Consider the following 23,565-nt stretch of genomic DNA (forward strand, 5'->3'; position numbering starts at 1 on the left):
TCGCTTTTTCTCTTCTGAATTATTTTAATACAATAACACAATCTCCCCAGTGCTCGGTACCAAAGAAAAGCTCCATCTTGTCGCCATCTGCCACTGGACCGACGCCAGCCGGTGTACCCGTATAAATAATATCACCCAGCCCCAGACCAAAATGCTCGGCAGTGAACTCGACAATCGTCTGCATGTCAAACAGCATGTCGCGTGTATTACCTCGCTGTACTGTTTCTCCGTTTTTCACAAGAGAAAAATCAGCCTCCTGACATGCCTCCTGTCCGGGAAACGGATGAAAAGAGGTTAGTACGGCCGAATTTGGAAATCCTTTCGCTTTAAGCCACGGATGACCTTTCTTTTTCAATTCGCTTTGTACATCACGCAGTGTGAGGTCAATACCGAGAGCCATTTTGTCTACCATATCCTCGACCTTCATGCCTGGTTCATACGGACGGGCCACATGAAGTACCAATTCTGCTTCATAATGTACCTCGCCTTTATTTCCAGGCACCCTAATCGATTGTCCGTTCGCTTCAACGAGCGCATGCGTCGGTTTGGAAAAAAGAAACGGGGAAGTTGGCACCGCGTTCCCTAGCTCTTCCGCGTGGAGGCGATAGTTTCTTCCCACACAATAAATGTTACGTATTCCGTCCATCTGTACCCTTCTTTCATACGATCTGACTTATGCCCATCTAGACAGACGTTACCATACCGCCGTCGACAAGCAACGTACTTCCTGTAATATATGTACTTGCTCCTGAAACGAGAAACGTCACCACTTTAGCAAACTCTTCCGGATCTCCATACCTTTGAAGCGGAATAGCCTGCTTCGCCTTTGCTTCTACTTCTTCCTTGGAAACACCACGCCTCTCGGCGTTCATCTCGTCCAGATGCGCTACGCGATCCGTTGCGATGCGCCCCGGCGCTACCGTATTAACCAGGATATTATACGGTGCTAACTCCATCGACAACGTCTTGGCAAGACCTACAATTCCCAGACGGAACGTATTGGAGAGAATGAGTCCCGGGATCGGCTGCTTAACAGAAGATGAAGCAATATTGATAATTCGGCCGCCTTCCTGTTTCATGTCCGGTAGAACTTCCCGGATTAAGCGAATATAGCTTAGCAGATTCAGCTCGAACGCCTGTTGCCATTGTTCATCTTCCAACTGCTCGAACGTGCCTCCCGGCGGTCCTCCTGCATTATTAATGAGAATATCGATTTTGCCAAATGCTTCACGTGTCGCTTGAACAAGCGACTTGATTTCGTCATAGCTAGTAATATCCGCACGATGATAGGCCACCCGGCCTGCACCGAATCGCTCCAGCTCTGCTTTCACCTGCTGCAACTTTTCTTCGTGTCGGCTTGTAAGCATAACATGTGCGCCTTCTCTGACGAGCTGTTCCGCAATAGCCCTGCCAAGCCCCTGGCTTGATGCAACAACAAGGGCAACTTTTCCGTTTAGTTTCAATTCCATATTCGCGGACCTCCTTTTTCTCTATTATTGTAGAATGTCTCTTATAATTTCACAATGGCACGTCCACGTATCTGTCCTTGCAAAATACATGCAAGCGTCTGTGGCAGTTCATTCAGCGTAATCTCGTGTACAATACCAGCTTCCAATCCGTTTGGCTTCAAATCGTTTGCCATCCGCTCCCACAGAGGAAGACGAATCTTCATCGGACAATAGACGGAGTCGATACCTAGCAAATTCACTCCGCGTAGTATAAAGGGGAAAACAGAAGTCGGGACAGAGGTGCCCCCAGTCAATCCACTGACCGCTACCGCGCCTCCGTATTTTGTTGTACTTAAGATGTATGCCAGCGTTTTACCACCAACAGGGTCAACCGCCCCTGCCCAGCGCGGCTTGCCAATCGGCTTAAAGGTTTCTGGGGACATTTCTTCCCGTGTCACAATTTCTTTAACGCCCAATTCTCGCAGATATCCGTGCTCTGCATCTTTCCCTGTACTGGCGACCACATCATATCCTTTTTCAGCCAGCATTGCGACAGCGAGACTACCTACGCCTCCGGTTGCACCTGTTACCAGTACCTCTCCTTCTTCCGGTGTAACCCCACTTTCTTCCAAGCGCTGTACAGACAATGCAGCGGTAAATCCGGCCGTTCCGTAGGCCATCGCTTCTTTGAGTGTAAGTCCGGACGGCAGCGGAACAACCCATTCCGCTGGCACGCGTACATATTCACTAAAGCCTCCATAATGCGCTACACCCAGCTCGAAGCCGGTTACGAGCACGTTATCTCCTTCTTTGAAACGTGCGTCCGAAGAAGTGACCACTGTTCCAGCCACATCGATTCCAAGAATCAACGGATACATACGAGCAATGTTGCCATTCGGAATACTGGCGAGACCATCCTTGTAGTTCACGCTGGAGTAGGCAGCACGAATGGTCACTTCCCCCTTAGGTAATTGGTCGATGCTAAGCTCTCTGACTTCTGTTGACACATCGCCCGATTCTGCTTTATCAACAACAAGCGCTCGAAATTTCTCCTGCATACAATTGTCCCCTTTCTATTAGCAAAATGAAGTTTTCATCGCCAATTCAGTCATGACAATCATTGCCTTATATGCTTCTAGAATATCTTTGGCCTGATAGCGTACGATCGGTTCTCCGTCTTCAATCTCCGTTCCCGGCATCAGAGCCGCCCATTCCGCCTGTCCATGATTTGCGAACTCGATTGTCAGAACAGGATTCTCCGGCGGCGTAAGCGGTTTTATATTTCCGCGATTTTCAATCGCCTGCTTCGTTTTTTCCCGCAGCAGCCAACCCGCTTTTTCTGGTGTCAGGCAGAGCGCAGAGGTACGGGATATTTGTCGCTTGACCACCGCAGTAGTAATTCCGGGAATCAATGCTTCAGCTTCAACTGCTGTCTCATCATCGCCTGCCACTAACAGAAGCGGCACTCCATAGTATCCGGCTACATACGCGTTAAAACCAAGTTCACCAATCGGTTGATCGTTAATGTACATATTTCTTACACCGAAAATCATCGTATGGCTGAGTACGCCTTTTCTTCCAGCCCGTGAGTGATAGCCGAGAAATATAGCACCCGCATATGTATCGTCCAATCCCTGCACCATCGAAAACGGCTTCACATCTCCGGAGATTAGCTGCGCCTCCGGGTGTAGTCTCTCAATCAACAAATTGTTCATCTTGGAATGGCTATCGTTAACGACAACATCCTTAAACCCTTCCTGGAATGCGGCTTCAATGACATGGTTAGCTTCGTCGGTCATCAGCTTCTGACCGCGCTGATAATTGCGCTCCTTTGAATCTACGAATGTTTGGTCCACAAGACCAGTAATGCCTTCCATATCAACAGAAAGATATAGTTTCATATATTCACTTCCTTTATTTTTCCTCAAGCGTAAATATTCGATATTATCCCGCGTTTTTCCTTTCTGACTGAATATTAAAGTATTTTTATTTATTTTTCCGAAAAAACAATATAACGAAAACGAGTCCCGCTCTATGCAGGGACCCGTTTTCATTTAAGGTGTTACGGTTTGTTTTTCCAAGATAAACTTTTGAATTTTGCCGCTGGCCGTTTTCGGCAATTCATCTACGAAACAATACGCGCGCGGTCGTTTGTATCTGGCAAGTCGGTCCCCTTCAAGAAGAAATTCGTCCAATTCCGACTCGCTTACCAGGCTACCTTTGCTCCGAACAATGTAGGCGAGCACAATCTGTCCCCATTTCGAATCCGGCTTACCAACAACCGCTGCTTCGCGAACACCGGGATGTTCGATAAGCTGATCCTCTACCTCGCGCGGATAAATGTTCTCCGCACCTGAAATAATCATATGATCGATCCGATCGCGAATCCACACGTACCCTTCTTCATCATACTCACCCATATCCCCAGTATGGTACCAACCGTATGCCAGCGCTTTTTCCGTCGCCTCAGGACGATTATAATAACCGCCCATCATGCATGGCCCTTTCACAAGAATCTCACCGATATCCCCTGGCTGGCATATATCATCTGGATGAGTAGGAGAACCATCAGGCTGTACTCGGCAGATACGCAGCTGGTGCGTAAGACTGGGCTTGCCGGCAGAGCCTGCTTTCTTCAACTGTTCATCTGCGTACAATACAGACATGCATGGTCCCATCTCGGTTGTGCCATAAATTTGAATTAAATCTGCACCGATTTTCTCTTCGAACTCGCGAATCAGTACAGGAGCCATCGAAGCACCGCCATATTCTAGTAAACGTAATGACGAAAGATTATATGCACCGAAATCATCAGCATGCAGCAGCATGTTCACCATTGTCGGGGCAGCAAACATATGGGTTACCTGCTCCGTTTCAATCGCATGCAATACATGTGAAGCATCAAAATGATGCAGCAGTACATTCGTTGCACCAACCTGCACACGCGGCAAGAACGACGTATGCAATTCTGCTGTATGATTTAATGGTGCAGCGGACAGACCGACATCTTCTTTCGTCAGCCCCATGCACTGCATCATCATAAAGTTATGGTGAACTTTGCTACGGTGTGTATGTAGTACTCCTTTTGGACGGCCGGTTGTACCGCTGGTGTACATCATGATACAGTAATCATTTTCTGATACGGCTACTTCTGGACGCACCTGTTCTTCCGCTTCCAATAACGCATAGAAATCCAGCGCCCCTTCCGGTAGAGCTTCATCGACATAAATGTAATGTTCGACCGGATTTCCAAGCTCCCGGGCTCTATCTACCACATCTGAGCCCTGTTGTTCATATAGCAGAACCTTTGCCTTACCGTCCTGCAGGATATACTGCAATTCATGCGCAGCCAAGCGATAGTTCACCGGATTGAAAATGGCGCCGATTTTCGCTACGGCAAACAGCGCCACTACAAATTCGCTTGTATTATATAAGAAGGAAGACACCACATCGCCTTTTTCCACACCCAGGCGCAAAAGCGCCTGAGCGAATTGGTTAGCTTTTCGATCCAGTTCAGTGTAAGTCCAACGGTGGCTTTTTTTTCCGTACTCGTAAACCAAAGCGGTTTTATACGGAAAATTGCGTGCTGACCACTCCAGAGTCTCTCCGATCGTTGTGCTCATCTCATTCCTTCCCCTTTCCATTCTCTGTTATTTCATATAATCTGGCTTGATAAACCCTTGGAATTCCTTATCAATTACATCTTTGAATTCTTGTGATTTATACGCTTCTACCAAATCTTTCACAAACTGTTTGTCCTTGTCTGCCGTTTTAATCGCTACAAGATTCATATATTCGTCTGGAATCTTTTCCAAATCGAGCGCTTCCGTCAACTTCAGCCCTGATGCAATAGCAAAGTTACCATTAACGAATGCATAGTCGGCGTCATCAAGCGAGCGCGGCAGTTGGGCTGCCTCAAGCGGGAGCAATTTGATGTTTTTCTTATTTTCCGTTACATCCTTCTCCGAAACACGTAGTAAATCTACGCCATCTTTCAACTTAATCCATCCGAAGTTCTGCATCATAACAAGCGCACGTGCCTGGTTTGTCGGATCATTCGGCAAAGATACGGTCGCACCTGGCTGTACTTCATCCAATGACTTATGCTTATGAGAATAAATGCCGATTGGCGCGGTCGGCACTTGAATCAAATCTTCGATCGGTAAGTTATGCTCTTTTGCAAAGTTCTTCAAATAGATAACATGCTGAAATACGTTAGCGCTCAGCGAACCTTCGGCAAGCGCCTGATTCGGCTGTACATAATCGTTAAACTCAACCACTTTTACGCTATAGCCTTTTTTCTCAAGCACCGGTTTAATGCCTCGATTCACTTGATCGCTGTAAGGCCCCGCTGTTGCTCCAATCACAACTTCTTTTGTGTCTCCTTGTTCCTGTGGTTTGGCTGCAGTTTGTTCATCTTTTTGCCCACCGCAAGCCGCTAAAAATGCTGTTAATAATATAATTAATCCAATCAGTATAAGCGGTTTTTTCTTCATGATGATTCCCCCTAAAATGTTTATCTAGCGTTTATCCAAATAATGCGCAAGGCGATTACCTGTAAATTGAATGATTTGTACAAGTGCAACTAGTAACAGGACCGTCACGACCATTACATCTGTCTGGAAGCGATAATAGCCGAAACGAATCGCTAAATCACCGATTCCCCCACCGCCTACTACGCCGGCCATTGCGGAATAAGAAAGAAAGCTGACTACCAATACCGTTAATCCGAGCGTCAATCCGGAACGAGCTTCAACAATCAGCACTTTCCAGATGATTTGATATGTAGAGGCTCCCATTGCTACTGCGGCTTCAATTACGCCTCTCGATACTTCACGTAGCGATTGCTCAACGAGTCGGGCGAAATATGGAATCGCTGCAATGGAGAGCGGAACAGCTGCAGCGACAGGTCCGATAGTCGTTCCGATTAGTACACGCGTTAATGGAATAAGTGCGACCAATAAAATCAAGAACGGAAAGGAACGAACGATATTCACAACAGAGCTGATAATCCGGAATAAAATCGGTCTCTCCAATAACTGCCCTTTACTTGTCAGGAAAAGCAGGATGCCAAGCGGAGTACCGAGCAGAAGCGCTGCTCCAATTGCAATGCCTACCATTAAAAACGTCTGTACGATAGAAATACCGATTTCCGGCAGCAATGGAATGACATTATCAAACATGTGCGACCCCTCTTTTCTCGCTGATTTCTTCCTCAAACAGCAGCTTGGCGATATCGGTTTTCGGTTTGGCTTCCCGGTCCGAAAGCGATATCTTCTCCACCAGATGCCCGTTCTCCATAACCGCTACCTTGTTGCAAATTTCCTTTACTACATTCATCTCGTGTGTAACAAGTAAAATCGTTACACCTAACTGTACGTTAATTTCTTTTAAGAATGCGAGAATCGTTCGTGTAGTCTGTGGGTCGAGCGCTGAAGTTGGCTCGTCGCACAGCAACACTTTCGGTCGGTTGGCAAGCGCTCGAGCGATGGCGACACGCTGTTTCTGCCCGCCGCTTAGCTTAGATGGATAGCTATCAGCCTTCTCCATCAATCCTACAATGTCAAGGCATTCCTGAACCCTTTGTGACCTTTCTTCTTTTGCTATGCCAGCAACTTCAAGTGGAAATGCTACATTTTCCGAAACCGTTCGATTATTCAATAGATTAAAGTGTTGAAAAATCATACCGATTGATTGCCGTGCTTTGCGTAGTTCTTTTTTTGATAGTCCGGTCAGCTCACGACCGTCAACATATACTTCACCCTCATCCGGCTTCTCCAGCAGATTCACCAACCGTAACAGTGTGGATTTTCCGGCACCGCTAAATCCGATGATACCGTATACGTCTCCTTCTTCCACATGGAGCGATGCTGGAGCTACTGCCTGAAACGTACCCCCAGATGTTTTGTAACTCTTGCTAACATTCTGTACTTTAATCATGCTCTTCACTCCTTTTTCTCTTGTTTTCTCCTGGCATGAATCAAATTAAACAAAAACGACCTCTCGCTTAGCAAGAGGTCGACGAACGTATCTATGGATTCGCCGGACCCCTCATCTTTCAGCGCGCATGCACTGCTGGAATTGGCACCGCTCGAATTTGAACTTAAAAATTCGATGGTTGCCGAGGTTTCATTGGGCCAGTCCCTCCACCTCTCTGGATAAGAGTCCGAGATGCTCTCGTGTTCAGTTGTTGATTTTATTTTAGCAGATTAAACCTCAAAGTCAACTAGGAATTATAGAAATATTTCTTTTTAAAGTGAATTTTATTGTAGTGCCGCTTTCCGTCTTAACTCGTTTACCCGTAATTGCATTCTCTCTTTTTCAAAAATATCTTACTTCATCTTCTTTTATTTGCAAGCGTAGCATCGTTACATATTTTCTTCTTCAACTATACGGTATACAATATACAGAAATTGCATAGGAGGAGACTACTGTGACTATCCCTTATTCTACATGGACGCTTGTCGGCATCGGCAAGCTGGGGCAGGCTCTCTTAACACTATTTCAAGCAAGTAATTACCCTATCGGTCTGTATCATCCCAACATCAAGAAAAGCGAGCGATGTGCGGCGGCATATCCTTTGCACACTTCTGTATCCAAAGAGTATCTTCTTTCCTCAGATATCGTGATACTTGCCTTACCAGCAACACAAATTCAGCCGTTCATCGACGAACTGTATCCGTTGCTGTCACCTGTCTCTTCTCCCCTGTTTTTAAATATGGCTACGATGATTTCGACAAATGCATTACGAGAAGCATATCCGGAGCTTGCATGGCAAGGTGTGAAGTTCATGGGACAAGCTGATGATCTGCGTGAAAACGGAAACGGATTGTTTATAACCGATAAGACATCGGCAGCAGATTCGGAACGGAAAAATGCCGTAATTCAAGTTTTCTCCAGCATCGGTCATGTTGTACAAGACGAAGAACAAACCGTGGAAAATATAAATCGGTTGGCAACCTACTACGCAATCAAAGGTGTCAAAGAACTGGAGAAGGTGATGCAAGAACAAGACTTCCCCGAACTATACCGTAGGCAGGTGCTTCTCTCGCTTGTTCCTGGTGTCATTCGTTCTTATACAGAAGGTACCCTGGGCCATTTCGGACAGGCGGTGGCAGATGAACTAGAAAACAAACCTTCATAAGAAAAACTTGCGGATATTGCTGCTCATCCTTTTTCCATAGAGAGGCCAAACGGCCGCTTGGTGTCACTTCGGGCGAACCGACAAAACATCTGCGTTTTTCAAGCGATACGATTGAAATAAGCTTCTTTTGTCGAACATTCCTTTTATTTTTCTTTTCAAATTCCTCTGCCGATGCTTGGATTATCGGAACGAAATCGCTTTATGGTAAAATAAAGGAATGAGTCTAATACACGGATGATGGAAAGGAGAAAAGCGGTGGTTCCAGCCGAGCCCGCCGCGCAGCACATGACCCAAGCACCTAACCTTGTTCAGACAAAAATTGAAGAAGCGATTCAGCTTCTAGAATCGCGTTTTCTAGAACGTGAAGAGCTGATTCGCCTTTTATTTTTAGGAATGATGAGCAGTGAGAATGTGCTGCTTATCGGCCCTCCAGGCACTGCAAAATCACAATTGGCCCGTGGGGTATCCCAGCTGTTTGGTAGCGAGCAATGTTTTGATTACCTTCTAACGAAATTCACGACGCCCGATGAGATGTTTGGACCTGTGTCGCTTCAGCAGTTGAAGCAGGATCGCTATATCCGTCAAACAGACGGCTATCTGCCCGCTTCTCAATTCGCATTTTTGGATGAAATTTTCAAAGCGAATAGTGCCATTCTCAATGCGCTCCTTTCCATACTGAACGAGCGCCTATTCTTCAACGGCAAGGAAAAACAAAACGTCCCGCTTCTATTTTTAATGGCCGCTTCCAACGAATTGCCGGAAGAGAATGAGCAGCTTGAAGCGCTATATGATCGTTTCCTGATTCGCTATGAGGTCGGATATCTGAAGAACGTCTCCAGTTACGAGCTCATGTTCCAACTTCCGGACGAACCGCTCCCGACGCTCCTCTCGCTTGATGACGTACAATCAGTACGGGAACAAGCACGGCATGTCAAGCTCTCTGAGTCACTTGTCTATTTTCTGTACGAGTTGAAACAGGCAATGGAAGAAAAGGAATTCTCGCTTTCCGACCGGAGATGGAGCAAAATTGGACACATCTGGAAAACATCCGCCGCGCTAAACGGCCGTGAGTATGTTTCTATTTGGGATACGGTATATACGCCCCATATGCTGTGGAATGTCCCGGAGGATTTACCCGTACTTGCGGAACTGTTCGATAAACACTTTCAGGATGCATTGAAGCGGGAAATGGAAGAAGAGCTGCCGCTCCGAAAGTATGAGCAGACCGCCGATAAATGGCTGGAGAAAGAAGATGAGCTGCACGGATACCAATTTAAACGGGAAGTGGGCGAAAAGCTTGGTAAGGACGCCGTTATACATGCCCAATCCCTCCTGGAAAAGTGCCGTTTAGAAGTAGAAGAAACGGCGCGTGAACTGCGCAATAAACTTGTTGCCTGGCAGGAAAAAGAAAAAAACATTGAATCTTATTTGTATAGCCGAAATTTTCTACTCCTGCAGCCAGACCGTTATGCGGTTAAGTATTCCCGTCTGCGTATTCAGGGAGAACGAATTCTGCAAACACTACAGGGCTTGTACCGGACACTGTTCGATAAAGAAATTCCCGGCACAGAATATGACTATACATTGTAGAACGGCGGTGTTAGCAGATGATTATCCGGAGCACACGCGTCGACCGTTATGTGTTTGATGGATTTATCCGTTCCTCACGCGCGGCGCAAGAATGGATTCAGGAAGCAAAGCAACAGGCCCCCTGGTTCAATGTCGAACTGTTCGCTGATTTCTTCCTCTGCTTCTATCTGCCAAAACCGGAGATCGATCCGGGCTGCGAAGCAACACCGTTCCATCGCTGGCTTGTCGATACGCTCAGAAAACAATACTTCTACCGGACAATTCACCCACAAACGGTCTCGCAGGTAAGTGCCTCGTTCAAAACGGCATTAAAAGCGTTAATGTGGCTAACCCATACGTACCAGGAAGAAGTGAAACGACGGAAGGAAGATGAGCAAAAGCTCTCCTCACTGGGCATTGAACAGGAAGAAGGCAAACAAGGTCAGGAAGCATTGCAATTGAGCGAACAGCTAACCGACAAACAAATTGAGAAGCTTAAGCTGGTCGGCTATACACTACAGCAGGGTAAGCGAATCGTTGAGGAGAAACAGGAAGCGCAAGATACGCGTCCGTTAGTGGAAGCAGAAATCGCCTCTCTTCGCAAAAAAATTACCACACTTAGGGAAGAAATGCGAACGGAGTTCACCAAGCGATCCAAACATAAACAGAAACTGAAAAAAGCAGAGGAAGAGCTAGCGCAGCGCGAGAAACAACAAAAACGCCTCGCTCGCCAGGAGAAGCAGGCCATTTCCCGACTAGAAGAAGAGCTTGGACAATGGCTGGATGCTTCACTCAAACAGACACTTTCTGTCGAGGGAGAAGAAAACAAGCTTTTGTTTGATTTGTTGGAAGCAAGCCAACGCTTTGCGAATCGGCGCTGGGGAAGCGAATTGGGTAAGCTGCGTCGCCAGGCGTTCGACCGCTATCTGGAATGGGCAGAAAAATTAAAGAGACATCCAGACTTGCTCACATTTCTTCAAGAAGTGGGACGCAACGTTCATCAGTATCGAGTGAAAAAACGCAAGATGCGTACTTCCCGCATTCCAGAAGCATACGATGATTTACGGCAATCCGGCGATATCTCGCATATGCTGCCAAGCGAAGCAGCGCTGCTCGCCGATGAGGACTATGAATTGTATTTCACGGTCAAATGGCTGGAACAAAAGCTACTCACATACAATACAACCGGTTTTATCGAGGAACCACAAAAAGGGCCTGTCATCTGCATGCTGGATACATCGCACTCGATGCGCGGAAGCAAGCTCAGGCTGGCACAGATTTTCACAATGACGTTTGCGGCACTCAGCTTGCTAGAGAAGCGCGATTTCCTGCTTTTACTATTTGGTGCCAAGGGTGAACTGAAAGAACACCCCCTTTACTACCGTAAGCCGGATTGGCCAGCGTTCTATGCCCTATCGCAGATGGCATTCGGCGGCGGGACACATTTCGATGCGCCAATTACGCGTGGAATTGCGTTTGTAGAACAAAGTTCTCTCTTTCGTGCTGCGGATTTCGTTATGGTTACGGACGGTGTCGGCCATATTTCTCCACCTGTCCGGAATAGACTGGCTGAGTTGGGCACACGCCATCATGTACGACTGCACTCGCTCATTATCGGTTCGGCCCGTCAGCATCTCGTACAGACATACGATATTCTCGGTGTCTCGCACCGGGTCCGTTTTGCGACCCATTGGGAAACGCAGGAAGCTAGCCAGATGGGATTACTGTTAGATGTATTCGAAAACGCTGGAAAATAGTTTAGAAAAATGAAGGAAAGGGTGTTGAACAATCAACACCCTTGATTTTTATTCTCTATTTCCAGGTTCGACAAATTGGAGAAGCTCCCGTTCTGGACCATAGAATAGAATCATCCGTCCTCCGTCAAGCGTCGGTTTTGGCTCATCCGAGTTAAAAGTGATCCCCTTCTCCTTATAATGTGCAATCGCTTCATCAATGTTATCTACCGTAAATGCTAGATGATTGACGATGCCACTATCGCTATAACCCTCACTCGGCTTCAGGTCCCGGATAAGCTCGATTTCCATGCCCGGCTGATTATCGTGGTACAGAAATGCCATCTCACGTACGGCATTCTGTCCGCGTATTCTTACTTTGTAATCGAACATCTCCTTATAGAACGCAATTGAACGATCCATATCTGCTACGATAATTGCCACATGCTCTATTTTTTTAATTATCATGCTTGTCTCCTTTATCATGCTATGTACTCGCTTTATGAAATGCGTTCTGAACACCCGTGATTTCAATCATGGGATGAAAGAATGCTCGGATAAGAAAGGGCTCTATCCCTTTCGATTGTCCGACTCTTTTAACCACTCTTCTAGTGCTTGCCGAACAGCTTCTTGAAACGAAATATCTTTATCCAAACAAACTTTTTTAACAGTCTTAATTAAATCTTCTTCGATACGTACACTTACTTGCTTTAGCATATTTTCCCTCCAGATCGTTAGGTATAACTTGTTACTATGTTATGATGATAGCAAAAAAAGGAGGTGAAATCAATATTAATAAATAAAGCTTATAAGTTTCGCATCTACCCAAATAAGGAACAAGCAGTACTCATCAATAAAACGATTGGCTGTAGTCGATTCATTTTTAATCACTTCCTGGCAAAGTGGAAGGAGACGTATAAGGAGACAGGAAAGGGATTGACCTATAACACCTGTTCTTCCCAACTTCCACAACTCAAGAAAGCATTCGTGTGGCTCAAAGAAGTAGATAGCATTGCGATTCAATCATCGGTAAAGAATCCTGCTGATGCTTACTCACGATTCTTTAAAAAGCAAAACGATGCTCCACGCTTCTAACTATATACATCTGATTTGATAAATCGACAAGTTTTTATGGTGGGAGGTAAGAAAAGAAGGAAGGGCGGTGGGTGGGAGCGGTCGGAAAAAGACACGCTGGCCTTTCTTCTACCGGATCACAGGGCTCATCCACCCTCTTCTTTTTTCCGAATCTCCTCCTTCCCACCACACTCCCCTGTCAAAATATCAAATGTAATTTATATAGAAGTGTGGCATGGTAGTCCTAGTGCATATCATGTTGTACCATACGTACGAGCATATGTGCGAGGTGATGACGCTGATCCTGGTCGCCCACTTTCCATAATTCTTGTAGCAGACGCTCTTCGCGGTTACGCGGTTCTTCATTAGCAGCCAAATAATCGCCAACCTTTTCCGCCGTTTTTGCTAGTGCTTCTTCGCCCATTCCTAGCTTTTCACCAAGCTGCATTTTATCTCTCAGATAACCTTTAAACGAATCAAAGCTGGAAAGTATGTCATCTTTTCTATCTTCACCCATGCGGCTTGCAATTTCACCAACGCGGCTTGTTTCTACATTTCCGTTTTTATCTACCATATGCTCCATCTTGCTGTTATCCATTATTTTTCCTCCTTATATGTGAGAATAAGTTAATGGTACAGTTAGAAGTTTCCACCATTCGTATTTTCTTAAACCATATGTACATACATCTGACTATCCACTTCACTCCCTTTGGCAGCCTATTCCCTGTTGAAGAAACCTTTCCTTATCCTTTACACTATTTTTAACAGTAAACATTCATGCTATATAAAGGAGCGACCTTAGATGGGAATTCTTGAAGAACCAGATCTGCTTGGCATTTATTTCGAGCGGCGCGATAAAGGTCATGCAGAAGAATATGCGTTCGAAATCACACAAAAATATATGTTTAACTTCTTCATAAGCAGCATGAACAGGCTTTTCGCTGCCGATAGGGAAGAAATACGAGAGGACATGCCAATTGATGAGAAGATGCGGCTGCTGTGTCTAAAAAAAGCATCTGACAAGGAAAAACTTTCGCTTATTCAACGCTGGTATGAAGATTACAAAGACAGCATCTACTCTTCCTCCGATTCTTTCGAACGAGCTTATCAGCATCGTAATTCGCTGATTCAGAAAGGTGGAGAAGATTGATATCTTCATAATATAAAGCCAGAACAGGCCTGTTCTGGCTTTAACTTTAATCTTTGACTTAATGAAAATGCCATAATACTCCCTCTTAAGAAATAACTAGATCAGGTTTTTTTCCTTTTAGAGGATTCGTCTTCTCTACTGCGTAGCCTACATTTAATATAGTCCCTTCCTTGAATGCTGGGCCTATAATTTGCAGACCGACCGGCATTCCTTCCTTGAATCCGCATGGCACAGTTAACGCAGGGAGACCGGTTAAGTTTCCTGGTCCTGTAAAGCGAATAATATGATCAATTAAATCAACTTTTTCTCCGTTTAGATCAGCGTACTCTTCTCCTATTTTCGGTGGAAGAATCGGCAACGTCGGCGTAATAAGAACATTTACCTTTTCAAATGCCTTTTGGAAATCCTGTTTAAGCTGTCGTCTTATTTGTTGTGATTGAAGATAATCTACTGCTGAAGGAATTTCTCCTAATTCAAATAGAAGTCGAATATCTTTACCAAAATCTTCAGGTCTCGCAAGAAGATTTCGATGATGAATCGCAGCGGCTTCTGCTAGAATCGTAATCATCTCAGCGTACTCTGCATATCTTAGTGACGGAATACTTACTTCTTCCACCTTCGCTCCCTGATCGACTAGACGCTGAATTCCTTGCCTAACCAGCTTTTCGATATCAGCATCAACATGGTTGAAAAAATATTCTTCATTAATACCTATGACCAAATCTTTAACATTACCAGTTAACTGCTCTGTATAGCTTCCTATCGGAACGTTTACGGAGGTTGGGTCATTTTTATCATATCCCGCAATCACTTCTAGCAATCCAGCTGCATCTTTCACTGTTTTCGTCATCGGTCCGATGTGATCAAGCGACCATGCAAGAGGAAAGCAACCATATTTGCTCACTCTGCCGTGAGTCGGTTTCAGACCTACAATTCCGCAGGCTGAAGACGGAATACGTATCGAACCTGCCGTATCTGTTCCTAATGAAGCAACACTCATGTCAGCCGCAACAGCGGCACCCGAACCTCCGCTCGAACCTCCGGGAATTTTTTCTGTATCCCACGGATTACGGCAAGCACCGAAATGCGGGTTGTTGTTCGTTATGCCCCAGGCGTATTCATGCATGTTCAGCTTTCCAGTAAAAATGACACCAGCTTCTCTTAGCTTGCTTACTACCGTCGCATCAAAATCGGATACGAAATCTCCATGAATTTTGGAGGCCATCGTAGTCACTTCGTTTTTAAAGTATAAATTATCTTTTATTCCCATCGGAATCCCATGGTACATTCCACGATAGTTTCCATCCGCGATCTCTTTTTCGGCTTGTAAGGCCGCTTCTTCTGCTTGTTTACGTGTGATAGTAATATAAGCATTAATCCGCTCATTATGCGATTCAGCATGCTCTAATATCTCTTGTGTTAATTCTACAGGGGAAATCTCCCTCTCTCGAAGTAAAGGAGCTAGCTCTTCTACTGATTTCGTAACCAGTTCTTTACTCAATGTGATCACCTCCAGGAATGTGACGAAGGGCAATATCATAGTCATCCAATACAGCGCTTTCAAAATCTGCTTTTAAATATTGAATTGCTTGCCAGCGTTGTTCCAATACATCAAGATGACTCTCCGACACTTGTACGCCTCTACTCTCCAATACATCACGAAGTGTTACTTTCATCATACATTCCCTCCTCTATAAAATACGACTCTCTTTCAAATATCCGTACCTTCTTCCTCCTTAACCTCCTTTCTCTTTTCAATTTTCTTTAAAAGCAAAAGCTATACCAATAAGAAATCCCTATAGGAAAAGCACCAGTAAAATATCAAGTGTCGCAAAATCGAACACAAGATTTCAAAATATTTATACTTTTGCTATAGTAAGACATATAGGGAAGTTTGTCCGATTTTTAGACGGGTGTCCGAAAATAAAACACAGGGAGGAAAGGATGCATGAATATCAAAATCGGGCTATTGTTTTCATTAACCGGAACGACGGCCTTAACAGAACGTGGACAATGTGATGCAGCGAAATTCGCCATAGAAGAATACAACAACAAGCAACATAAGGTAGAAGCAATCGTTCGCGATATTTGTTCAGACCCGGCCAAAAGTGCAGAAGAAGCTGAAGCGCTTGCTAAGGAAGGAGTGAAAATTTTTATAGGGTGCTATACCTCAGCTTGCAGGAAAGCCGTTCTCCCTGTCTTGGAAAAATATGATTGTCTTCTTGTATATCCCACCTTATATGAAGGCCGGGAATGTCATCCAAACGTTTTTTATACAGGAGAAGTTCCAAATCAACAGATTCATACTCTTCTTAATTATTTAACTCATCGCTTCGGAAAACGAATCTATTGCGTAGGTACGGATTATATTTATCCACGGGAAACGAATCAACAGGTCAAAACATACTTAAAAGAAAGGAACGGGTCCGTAATCGGGGAACAGTACGTACCATTTGGTCATCAAAACTTCTACGATATTCTGGAAGATATCATGTTAAAACAGCCTGATGCCATTTTTTTAACGCTTGTGGGCCAAAGCATTATCCCGTTTTATAGAACGTATCATCGAATGAAGCTACAACCTGAAAAAATCCCTATTTTCAGTCCGATTACGAAAGAGACTGAAATCGCAGCCATGGGTGCTGAGTTTGGGGCTGGTCATTATAGCTCGGCCAGCTATTTTCAATCGCTTCATAATCCGTATAACACGAAGTTTGTCAATGAACTCCATCGTTATATTGGCTCAAACCAAGTGATTTCTTCCGTGATGTTTAATACGTACTTGGGTACAGGTATGATTATAGAAAGTATTATTGAAACAAATAGCCTGGATCATCGCACTATCTTTTATCAATTAAGCGGTAAGGAGCTAGAAACTGCCTGCGGAACCTTGTTTGTTGAAGAAGACCACCGTCATCTTTCACGACCTGTCAAAATTGGAAAGGCTTTGCCTGATGGGCAATTTGAGGTTGTCTGGGACTCTCAGCAAAACATTCCTCCTAAGCCATTTAAAGAAAAAAGCAAGGAACCCCCTCACCTGAATGAAATCACATTGGAAGCTTGGGGCCAAATTAGCGAGGAAGCACTTCTTGTGATGTCGGAGGATAACCATATATTGTATATGACTAAAAAAGCGGAAGAGCTAACCCGACTACAGGAAGGACAGGCCCTTACACCAGAAATGCTTCAAAACATGCATGATTCGTTCGAGGTTAATCATTATGGAGCAAAGCACCAACAAATGCTGCTGCTTAAACCAAAAATAAGTACCTTCCCATCCGGAGCTTTTTATTGCTTTGACCGTATACGTACAAAAAATTATGAATACCAATTGGAGCTCGAAGTAGCCAGACTCGCATCTCAATCGTCGGCCAATGTTCTTATACTAGGGGAAACCGGAACTGGAAAAGAAGTCGTTGCCCAATCAATCCACAATCAAAGTGAAAGAAGAGACGGTCCCTTTATTGCTGTAAACACAGGATTGTTACCTAGAGAACTTATTGCCAGCGAATTATTTGGTTTTACAGAGGGGGCTTTCACGGGTGCTAAAAAAGGGGGAGCAATTGGCAAGTTTGAAGCAGCAAATAACGGAACACTTTTCTTAGATGAGATTGGTGATATGCCATTGGAGCTTCAGGTTGTATTGTTACGGGCGATTGAATCAAAAAAGATTATGCGGCTTGGGGAAAATCAAGAACGGAAGGTAAATGTACGAATTATTGCTGCAACACACCGAAATCTACAAGAAGAAATTGCGTATAAGGGGTCATTCCGAGCCGATCTTTTTTATCGTCTAAATGTATTATCTATTACAATACCTCCTCTTAGCGAAAGACCGGAAGATATCGAGCATCTCTGCCAGGAATTCCTGAATGAGTTTCACCAAACCCATGGCGAAGGCCCGAACAAAATCAGTAATGAAGCACTACAATTATTCATTCAATATCATTGGCCAGGAAACATTCGTGAATTAAGAAATGTGCTGGAGCGTGCCTTTTTACTTTCCGGAAGAGAGAAAAGTCACATACAAGCAAAACATTTACCAAGGGCTCTAAAAGGACACTATCAACGAAAGAGTAATCCTACCGAATCACTAAAAGAGATGGAGCGGAAAATGCTTGAACAAGTACTCAGGAAAACGGAAACAATTACCGATGCATCTAAGGCTCTTGGTATCGCCCGTAGCACACTATACAGAAAACTAAAAGAATTCCAGATTACCCGATAAGGATCTAAAGCATATTATACCTGTTGATACTTCCAGGAAGAGCCACCATATCATACCACAAATGGGCATCGTTATGGTAGCTTTTAAGCAAAATGTTAAAATAAGTATATCGAGAGGAGGTATGCCATGTTACAGCAGGAACGTCTCTCAATACTACGACGAAATCAATATATTCTTTTAAACGCGTTTACTCTCTTATTTTTGTTAATATTTTTTGTAATTATACACCTGTTTCCCTCTATCCCGATTCAGTTTATCTTTAGCATTGCCTTTTTCTGTAATGGTATTCTTTTGCTTTTGCCTAAAGGAGCAGCACTAGGCCCCCTTTATTTCTTTCCTTCTATGCGGGAATTGTATGACTATACGGAGGCTAAACGAGGAACAGAAGGAAAAAAAGCACGTAATATTGCTATACCGGTACGATTTGGTGTTGGTGCTTTATTTCTTTATCAGGCTTTAGTTTTTCCTATTTTCCGTGAGCCACAACAATATAGTGGAATATTTTTTGTTATATGTGTAGCCCTTGCTTTTATTCTTATAAATGTAATTCTTTATTTTCAAAACCGGAAACTTGACCGCAGTACCCCTGAACAACTTAAGGGTTATATCCCTTAGTTCCAAGACCGTTACTTCCTCCAATCTTATAAAGCCGGACATATGTCCGGCTTTCATTATTATAGTAATACACGTAATCATTCATTGAACTTATCTCATTATTAAGGACAAAAATATCATAATTTTCACAGGGGTAGGCGAATATTATTTCCCTTTATTTGTATACAACTCCATATCATTAACGAGAATATCGTACAGGACACTATGTTGCTTATCCAGGGTTTCCAAAAATAGCTTACCGGCTGTATCATCTGAAAGCTGTTGTTCATCCAGATAATGGGCAGCGGAAATCGGCTGTGCTTTTACCGGTTGATTTATGTTCCAATTTTCAGTTGTTGATTGAATGTGTAAGGATTGAATTCCACTCTCATTAGGAGTTGGAAATGCAACATGGAACGTCACATCTGACTTCCGTTCATATAGCTGGCTATCGATCAAAATATCGGCCTTAACATAATTGTTTTTACTGAAGATGGGCTGTAGCGTTTTATCCTGTTGGATGGTAGACACTTCTTCCTTCAAGGTACGAACCATCGTATCCAGCTCGTTTTTGAACGTCTCTGTCGTCATCTTCGCTGTAGCATCCACATTGTTAATCGTTCTCACTATAACCTCAATCGCTTCCTTATCTTTGCTTATTCCATCCATAAAACTCAGAATAAGAGAAGGAATCTCATCTCCATTTATTTGTACATGCACATTCTTTCCATCTATATTCTCTCCCTGTACTTTATCCTGCTTGGATGTTATTTCAAATCGGGAGGGATTGGGCAAGTTTTTGATAATATGCGGAGTAAGCTCTTTCATAGCCGCAAGGTAATTCTCCTGGTTTGAAGATAATGAGCTGGCTTGATTTGCAAGGCGAATTGGCTTACTTGCGTTATCAAGCTGAATGACCATTTCCGTTTGATCGATGAATAGCTTAAATGGAATGGCTCCTTTCTGCAATATAATCTTACCGTCTATTGACATTGTATCCTCATTCTCACTTATCATATGTGCGCTAATTTTTATATGATTGAACAACTGCAAGAACTTCAATTCTTCCTTATCTTTGATTTTACTACTGTCATATTCTAGGTTAATAGCTGTGGTCCCTTGCGACTCCATGGATGTAATTTCCATTTGCTTGTTTGCATATTGAGCAAAATCAATAGCACCTTCGGATGAACAACCTGTTAATAACATGAATGTCGTACCTGCACTAACCAAAATTCTCTTGATTTTTCTCATAATTTCTTCTTCCTCTCCTTTTATATAAATAACAATTAAAAACGGTTGTTTTACAGCTTCCCTCCTTCATTCAACAAGATTCATATTGCACATGGAATAACTCCTACTTTCAAATCATGATATTTTTACCTTATTTTAAGGTATAAGAGAATATTTTCCTATATTTTTCTTTGAAATTTAACTCAAAAAATAGTATTTAAACTAATCATCATAAGATTTAACACATTTATATACATCTGGTTGGCCTTTCTTCTGCCGGATCGCAGGGCGTATCCAACCTCTTCTTTTTTCCGAATCTCCTCCTTCCAGCCACGCACCCTAACATTCAAAATACCCTATAATAGTTCTGCACCTTCGCCCTTCAGACGATGGCCACAAAAATACATATTGATAAAATTTCGATACCGAGAACCAAGCAGTACGTTTATGTATCTAATGTTTAAAGAGAGAAAGGAGCTTTCCTATTGGAAGACGATATAAAACAAGCTAGAAACGGAAATCAAGAAGCGTTCATCCGTTTAATAAAAATAAACCAAGCCTCGTTATACCGGGTTTCTAAAGCGATCGTAAAGACAGATGAGGATTGCGCGGACGCTATTCAAGAAACGATTCTAAAAGCTTATCATGCCATTCATACGCTTCGTGACCCAAATTACTTTAAAACATGGCTAATTCGCATCCTAATTAATGAATGCAAGCGTATCCTGCAACGAAAAAAGCGTTTGGTTCCACTCATTGAACTAAAGCAAACACAAACAACAACAGATGACTACGGACATATTGAAATTCAGGAGGTTGTGGACTCTTTAGAAGAGGAATTGCGTATCATTGTCGTTCTTTATTACTTTAATGATTTACCTATCAAAAGGATCTCGCAAATCTTAGAGCAACCTATTGGCACGATAAAATCAAGACTTCACCGAGCACGGTTGAAGCTAGCAAATTTATTCGAATTACATGATGAACATGGAAAGGAGCGAATGTCCTAATGGAGAAAAAACTCGACCACAAAATCCAGCAGCGGATAACAGAAGCCTCTCCCCTCGAATTACCTGATATCGTAGAAAGCCGGATTAATCAAACGCTCGCTACGCTGCCAAAGCGCAAGCCATCACGTACCCGAAAACCACTCCTGATTGCCTCCGCTACCTTACTTATTACAGGAGGAATTATCGGATCAGGGTTTATTTCTCCAACAATGGCTGAAGCATTAAAAGCCGTACCCATGTTCAGCAAAATTTTTGATTCCTTAGGAGATGAAGGTATCCAGAATGCGAATCGTAAGGGCTTTACTTCTTCTGTGAAGCAAAGCGCAACCGATCAAGGCATCACCCTCACCATCTCAGAAGCACTGTATGACGGGACACGTATATCGCTTGGGATTATAGAAGAAGCAAGCGGCACTCTTCCCCCTCTAAGTAACCGTGAGCAGAGATATAAATCCAACTCATACCAGGATAAACAAGGAGCAAATTGGTGGGTAAACAGTGCAAATGTTACGCATGTAGATGCAAAACAAAATATAGGTGTACTAAACCTACAGCCAGTAGACGATATTCAACAAAGCGATTCATTCACGTTCCACTTTGAAGTTCGTCAGATAGGTACTATCAAAGGCAAGTGGGCATTTACTATTCCGATTACAAAGACTGATACGAATGTAAAAAAGCTCACACCGATGATTACAAAAAATATGAATACCACCTCCTTAACGCTTACTTCCGTGGCTGTATCGTCACGCGGAACAGAAATAAAGCTTAGAACAGCAGAACCGCGTAATGAGAATACAGCCTTTAATATGAGCTATCAAGTCATGGATGAACATGGTTTCCCTCTCACTTTCTTAGGTGGCGGTGGTAGACCAGGAATAAGCACCAAGGATGGTCGGATTGCAATGGAGTACACTTTCTTTTACACACCGATGAGAGAAAATGCAAAATCTCTTATAATAAAGCCTTTTACAGGCGGTAACAGCTTCGGGGAAGCCTTTACAGAAATTAATCGACTTCCTTTAACGATTAAACAAGGCGATATCGGATCGATTACGGTTAAAAAAGTGGAGTTCCTTACAAACAAAACGATATTGCACTACGATGTAATCGGCAATGATCCATATAACCAGGCTGGTCCAATCTGGCTCGTACAAGGTGGAAAGAGCGGTAAAAAATATGATGGAAACGGCGGAAAATTAACCGAGGTAAAAGGTAATATTTATTCTTTTATTCAGGAGTATCCAGCACTGAAAAAAGACGAAGCCATTCAAATTCTTACGTATAAAATGCGCGATGTGAAATTTTATAAGGAATTAGAAATAAAGCTTCCTATCCGCTAACACAAAAACGAACGAATCATAATAAGGAGCAGATGAACGGGGAGCATTATGAGAGAGAAAAAACGCTGGACAACACTTCTATTTCTTTTGATAGTTATTTTTATATGTACCTTTTTATATTTTCAAATTACACCTAAGCGTACACCATTGCTTCCCTATGAGAACAAGGTGCTTGTGCTGACATATCACCACATTGACGAAGAATTAAAAAGCAACGCTACCATTACACCGGCACTTTTTGAACAACATATGAAAAAGTTAAAAGAAAACAAATACAATGTTATTTCGATGGATGAATTTATTGCCTTCATGAAAGGCAATAAAAGCGTGCCGCCGAACGCAGTTCTTCTCACTTTTGATGATGGCTATAAGAGCTTCTATCAAAAGGGGTATCCCGTTTTACGTAAGTATGGGTATCCTGCTACGAACTTTATCATCGTAAAAGCGACCGATACACCAAATCCAAAGGCGATTCCGCACCTAACCTGGGACGACATGCGAGAAATGAAGCGAAACGGCATAAGCTTCTATTCGCATACATATGACCAGCATACCCTGTGCAAAGTAAACGCTCAAGGAGAAACAGGACCTATGCTCATTACACCAATATACAAAGAGAAAGAGCAGAGGATAGAGACAGAAACGGAATACAGACAGCGAATAGAGGAAGATCTTCAGTTCGCAAACAAACGTCTGGAACAGGAGCTAAACAATCATGAACACCTTCTCTGTCTCCCGTTTGGTGCTTATAATGATAGAGTGATAGAAACTGGGAAGAAACTTCATATCCCTCTCTTCTTTACAACCCAGGAAGGAATCAACGAGGCACACAAAGAGAAAGTTATGCGAATCAATGCCGGATCTCCAAATATTTCGGCAGAAGGGTTGATAAAGAAACTGGAGAACTATAATCACTAAAAGACCCTTCAGAAACAAACACCAAATTAGTTAATGAAAAAGACAAAAGAAACATAACTGGGATTATCGGCTCTAAAAGGCAAAGCAGCCTCCTGACATATCAGGAAGCTGCTTTGTTTAG

23 protein-coding genes, 1 pseudogene and 1 riboswitch are annotated in these 23,565 nt (G+C 43.4%); of the genes and pseudogenes, 10 read left to right on the plus strand and 14 right to left on the minus strand.

Annotation, left to right across the window (positions count from 1 at the left end; genetic code table 11):
• Positions 1–19: 19 nt before the first annotated feature.
• The 8 genes from AF333_RS00510 to AF333_RS00545 form a co-directional block, all read right to left on the minus strand.
• Complete coding sequence (locus AF333_RS00510) at positions 20–646, minus strand: fumarylacetoacetate hydrolase family protein (RefSeq protein ID WP_043063862.1); 627 nt, start codon at positions 644–646, stop codon at positions 20–22.
• Between the two features lie 37 nt (positions 647–683).
• Complete coding sequence (locus AF333_RS00515) at positions 684–1,469, minus strand: SDR family oxidoreductase (RefSeq protein WP_043063861.1); 786 nt, start codon at positions 1,467–1,469, stop codon at positions 684–686.
• 41 nt (positions 1,470–1,510) lie between these two features.
• Positions 1,511–2,506, minus strand: coding sequence for an NADPH:quinone oxidoreductase family protein (locus tag AF333_RS00520; RefSeq protein ID WP_043063860.1), 996 nt, complete (start codon positions 2,504–2,506; stop codon positions 1,511–1,513).
• 18 nt (positions 2,507–2,524) lie between these two features.
• A complete protein-coding gene (locus tag AF333_RS00525; protein ID WP_043063859.1) occupies positions 2,525–3,349 on the minus strand; it encodes a M55 family metallopeptidase in 825 nt (274 codons plus the stop codon).
• Between the two features lie 153 nt (positions 3,350–3,502).
• Positions 3,503–5,071, minus strand: coding sequence for a fatty acid--CoA ligase (locus AF333_RS00530; RefSeq protein ID WP_043063858.1), 1,569 nt, complete (start codon positions 5,069–5,071; stop codon positions 3,503–3,505).
• Between the two features lie 27 nt (positions 5,072–5,098).
• Positions 5,099–5,944 (minus strand): MetQ/NlpA family ABC transporter substrate-binding protein, encoded by an 846-nt coding sequence (locus AF333_RS00535; RefSeq protein WP_043063857.1) that lies wholly within the window; start codon positions 5,942–5,944, stop codon positions 5,099–5,101.
• Between the two features lie 24 nt (positions 5,945–5,968).
• Positions 5,969–6,631, minus strand: a complete 663-nt coding sequence (locus AF333_RS00540) for a methionine ABC transporter permease (RefSeq protein WP_043063856.1) — start codon at positions 6,629–6,631, stop codon at positions 5,969–5,971.
• The gene (locus tag AF333_RS00545; RefSeq protein ID WP_052520777.1) at positions 6,624–7,388 is read right to left on the minus strand and encodes a methionine ABC transporter ATP-binding protein; all 765 of its coding nucleotides are present in this window, start codon (positions 7,386–7,388) and stop codon (positions 6,624–6,626) included. The genes AF333_RS00540 and AF333_RS00545 overlap by 8 nt, the downstream gene beginning before the upstream one ends.
• A 108-nt stretch (positions 7,389–7,496) precedes the next feature.
• A riboswitch (SAM riboswitch) is annotated at positions 7,497–7,613 on the minus strand.
• A 268-nt stretch (positions 7,614–7,881) separates the two neighbouring features.
• Here AF333_RS00545 and AF333_RS00550 point away from each other — a divergent pair.
• From AF333_RS00550 to AF333_RS00560, 3 genes are all read left to right on the plus strand, one after another.
• Positions 7,882–8,592 (plus strand): NAD(P)-binding domain-containing protein, encoded by a 711-nt coding sequence (locus AF333_RS00550; RefSeq protein WP_043063855.1) that lies wholly within the window; start codon positions 7,882–7,884, stop codon positions 8,590–8,592.
• A 285-nt stretch (positions 8,593–8,877) separates the two neighbouring features.
• Positions 8,878–10,182 (plus strand): AAA family ATPase, encoded by a 1,305-nt coding sequence (locus AF333_RS00555; RefSeq protein WP_043063951.1) that lies wholly within the window; start codon positions 8,878–8,880, stop codon positions 10,180–10,182.
• A 17-nt stretch (positions 10,183–10,199) separates the two neighbouring features.
• Complete coding sequence (locus AF333_RS00560; RefSeq protein WP_043063854.1) at positions 10,200–11,918, plus strand: hypothetical protein; 1,719 nt, start codon at positions 10,200–10,202, stop codon at positions 11,916–11,918.
• Positions 11,919–11,966: 48 nt separating this feature from the next.
• On the opposite strand, the gene AF333_RS00565 is transcribed toward AF333_RS00560, so the two are convergent.
• Together AF333_RS00565 and AF333_RS31405 are read right to left on the minus strand one after the other, a co-directional pair.
• Complete coding sequence (locus AF333_RS00565) at positions 11,967–12,362, minus strand: VOC family protein (protein WP_307723446.1); 396 nt, start codon at positions 12,360–12,362, stop codon at positions 11,967–11,969.
• 102 nt (positions 12,363–12,464) lie between these two features.
• Positions 12,465–12,611: a ribbon-helix-helix protein, CopG family gene (locus AF333_RS31405; RefSeq protein WP_080787557.1), complete on the minus strand. Its 147-nt coding sequence runs from the start codon at positions 12,609–12,611 to the stop codon at positions 12,465–12,467.
• 72 nt (positions 12,612–12,683) lie between these two features.
• Here AF333_RS31405 and AF333_RS00570 point away from each other — a divergent pair.
• Positions 12,684–12,986: pseudogene (locus AF333_RS00570) on the plus strand (helix-turn-helix domain-containing protein); the annotation flags it as partial.
• A 226-nt stretch (positions 12,987–13,212) separates the two neighbouring features.
• On the opposite strand, the gene AF333_RS00575 reads toward AF333_RS00570, so the two are convergent.
• On the minus strand, positions 13,213–13,566 hold the full coding sequence (locus tag AF333_RS00575) for a DUF3243 domain-containing protein (RefSeq protein WP_407638626.1): 354 nt from the start codon (positions 13,564–13,566) through the stop codon (positions 13,213–13,215).
• A 204-nt stretch (positions 13,567–13,770) separates the two neighbouring features.
• On the opposite strand from AF333_RS00575, the gene AF333_RS00580 reads away from it, so the two are divergent.
• Entirely contained in the window at positions 13,771–14,118 is a 348-nt protein-coding gene (locus AF333_RS00580; protein ID WP_043063852.1) for a hypothetical protein, read from the plus strand.
• Positions 14,119–14,203: 85 nt separating this feature from the next.
• Here the strand turns inward: AF333_RS00580 and AF333_RS00585 are convergent, their stop codons facing one another.
• Both AF333_RS00585 and AF333_RS00590 read right to left on the minus strand, forming a co-directional pair.
• Positions 14,204–15,619 carry an amidase gene (locus AF333_RS00585; protein WP_043063851.1) on the minus strand — a complete coding sequence of 472 codons (1,416 nt, stop codon included), beginning with the start codon at positions 15,617–15,619 and terminating at the stop codon, positions 14,204–14,206.
• A complete protein-coding gene (locus AF333_RS00590; protein WP_235356068.1) occupies positions 15,612–15,797 on the minus strand; it encodes a hypothetical protein in 186 nt (61 codons plus the stop codon). The genes AF333_RS00585 and AF333_RS00590 overlap by 8 nt, the downstream gene beginning before the upstream one ends.
• Before the next feature lie 269 nt (positions 15,798–16,066).
• On the opposite strand from AF333_RS00590, the gene AF333_RS00595 reads away from it, so the two are divergent.
• Both AF333_RS00595 and AF333_RS00600 read left to right on the plus strand, forming a co-directional pair.
• A complete protein-coding gene (locus AF333_RS00595; RefSeq protein ID WP_043063850.1) occupies positions 16,067–18,346 on the plus strand; it encodes a sigma-54-dependent Fis family transcriptional regulator in 2,280 nt (759 codons plus the stop codon).
• Positions 18,347–18,472: 126 nt separating this feature from the next.
• Entirely contained in the window at positions 18,473–18,961 is a 489-nt protein-coding gene (locus AF333_RS00600; protein WP_043063849.1) for a hypothetical protein, read from the plus strand.
• Positions 18,962–19,105: 144 nt separating this feature from the next.
• On the opposite strand, the gene AF333_RS00605 is transcribed toward AF333_RS00600, so the two are convergent.
• Complete coding sequence (locus AF333_RS00605; protein WP_043063848.1) at positions 19,106–20,194, minus strand: hypothetical protein; 1,089 nt, start codon at positions 20,192–20,194, stop codon at positions 19,106–19,108.
• 464 nt (positions 20,195–20,658) lie between these two features.
• Here AF333_RS00605 and AF333_RS00610 point away from each other — a divergent pair, with 464 nt between their 5' ends.
• The 3 genes from AF333_RS00610 to AF333_RS00620 are packed head-to-tail and all read left to right on the plus strand — an operon-like array spanning position 20,659 to position 23,444.
• Complete coding sequence (locus AF333_RS00610; protein WP_043063847.1) at positions 20,659–21,183, plus strand: sigma-70 family RNA polymerase sigma factor; 525 nt, start codon at positions 20,659–20,661, stop codon at positions 21,181–21,183.
• Positions 21,183–22,526 carry a DUF4179 domain-containing protein gene (locus tag AF333_RS00615; protein WP_043063846.1) on the plus strand — a complete coding sequence of 448 codons (1,344 nt, stop codon included), beginning with the start codon at positions 21,183–21,185 and terminating at the stop codon, positions 22,524–22,526. Before AF333_RS00610 ends, AF333_RS00615 begins: the two co-directional genes overlap by 1 nt.
• Before the next feature lie 48 nt (positions 22,527–22,574).
• A complete protein-coding gene (locus AF333_RS00620) occupies positions 22,575–23,444 on the plus strand; it encodes a polysaccharide deacetylase family protein (protein ID WP_052811698.1) in 870 nt (289 codons plus the stop codon).
• Positions 23,445–23,565 lie beyond the last annotated feature (121 nt).

It is taken from the genome of Aneurinibacillus migulanus, assembly GCF_001274715.1.
In the GTDB taxonomy this organism is placed as follows: Bacteria; Bacillota; Bacilli; order Aneurinibacillales; family Aneurinibacillaceae; genus Aneurinibacillus; species Aneurinibacillus migulanus.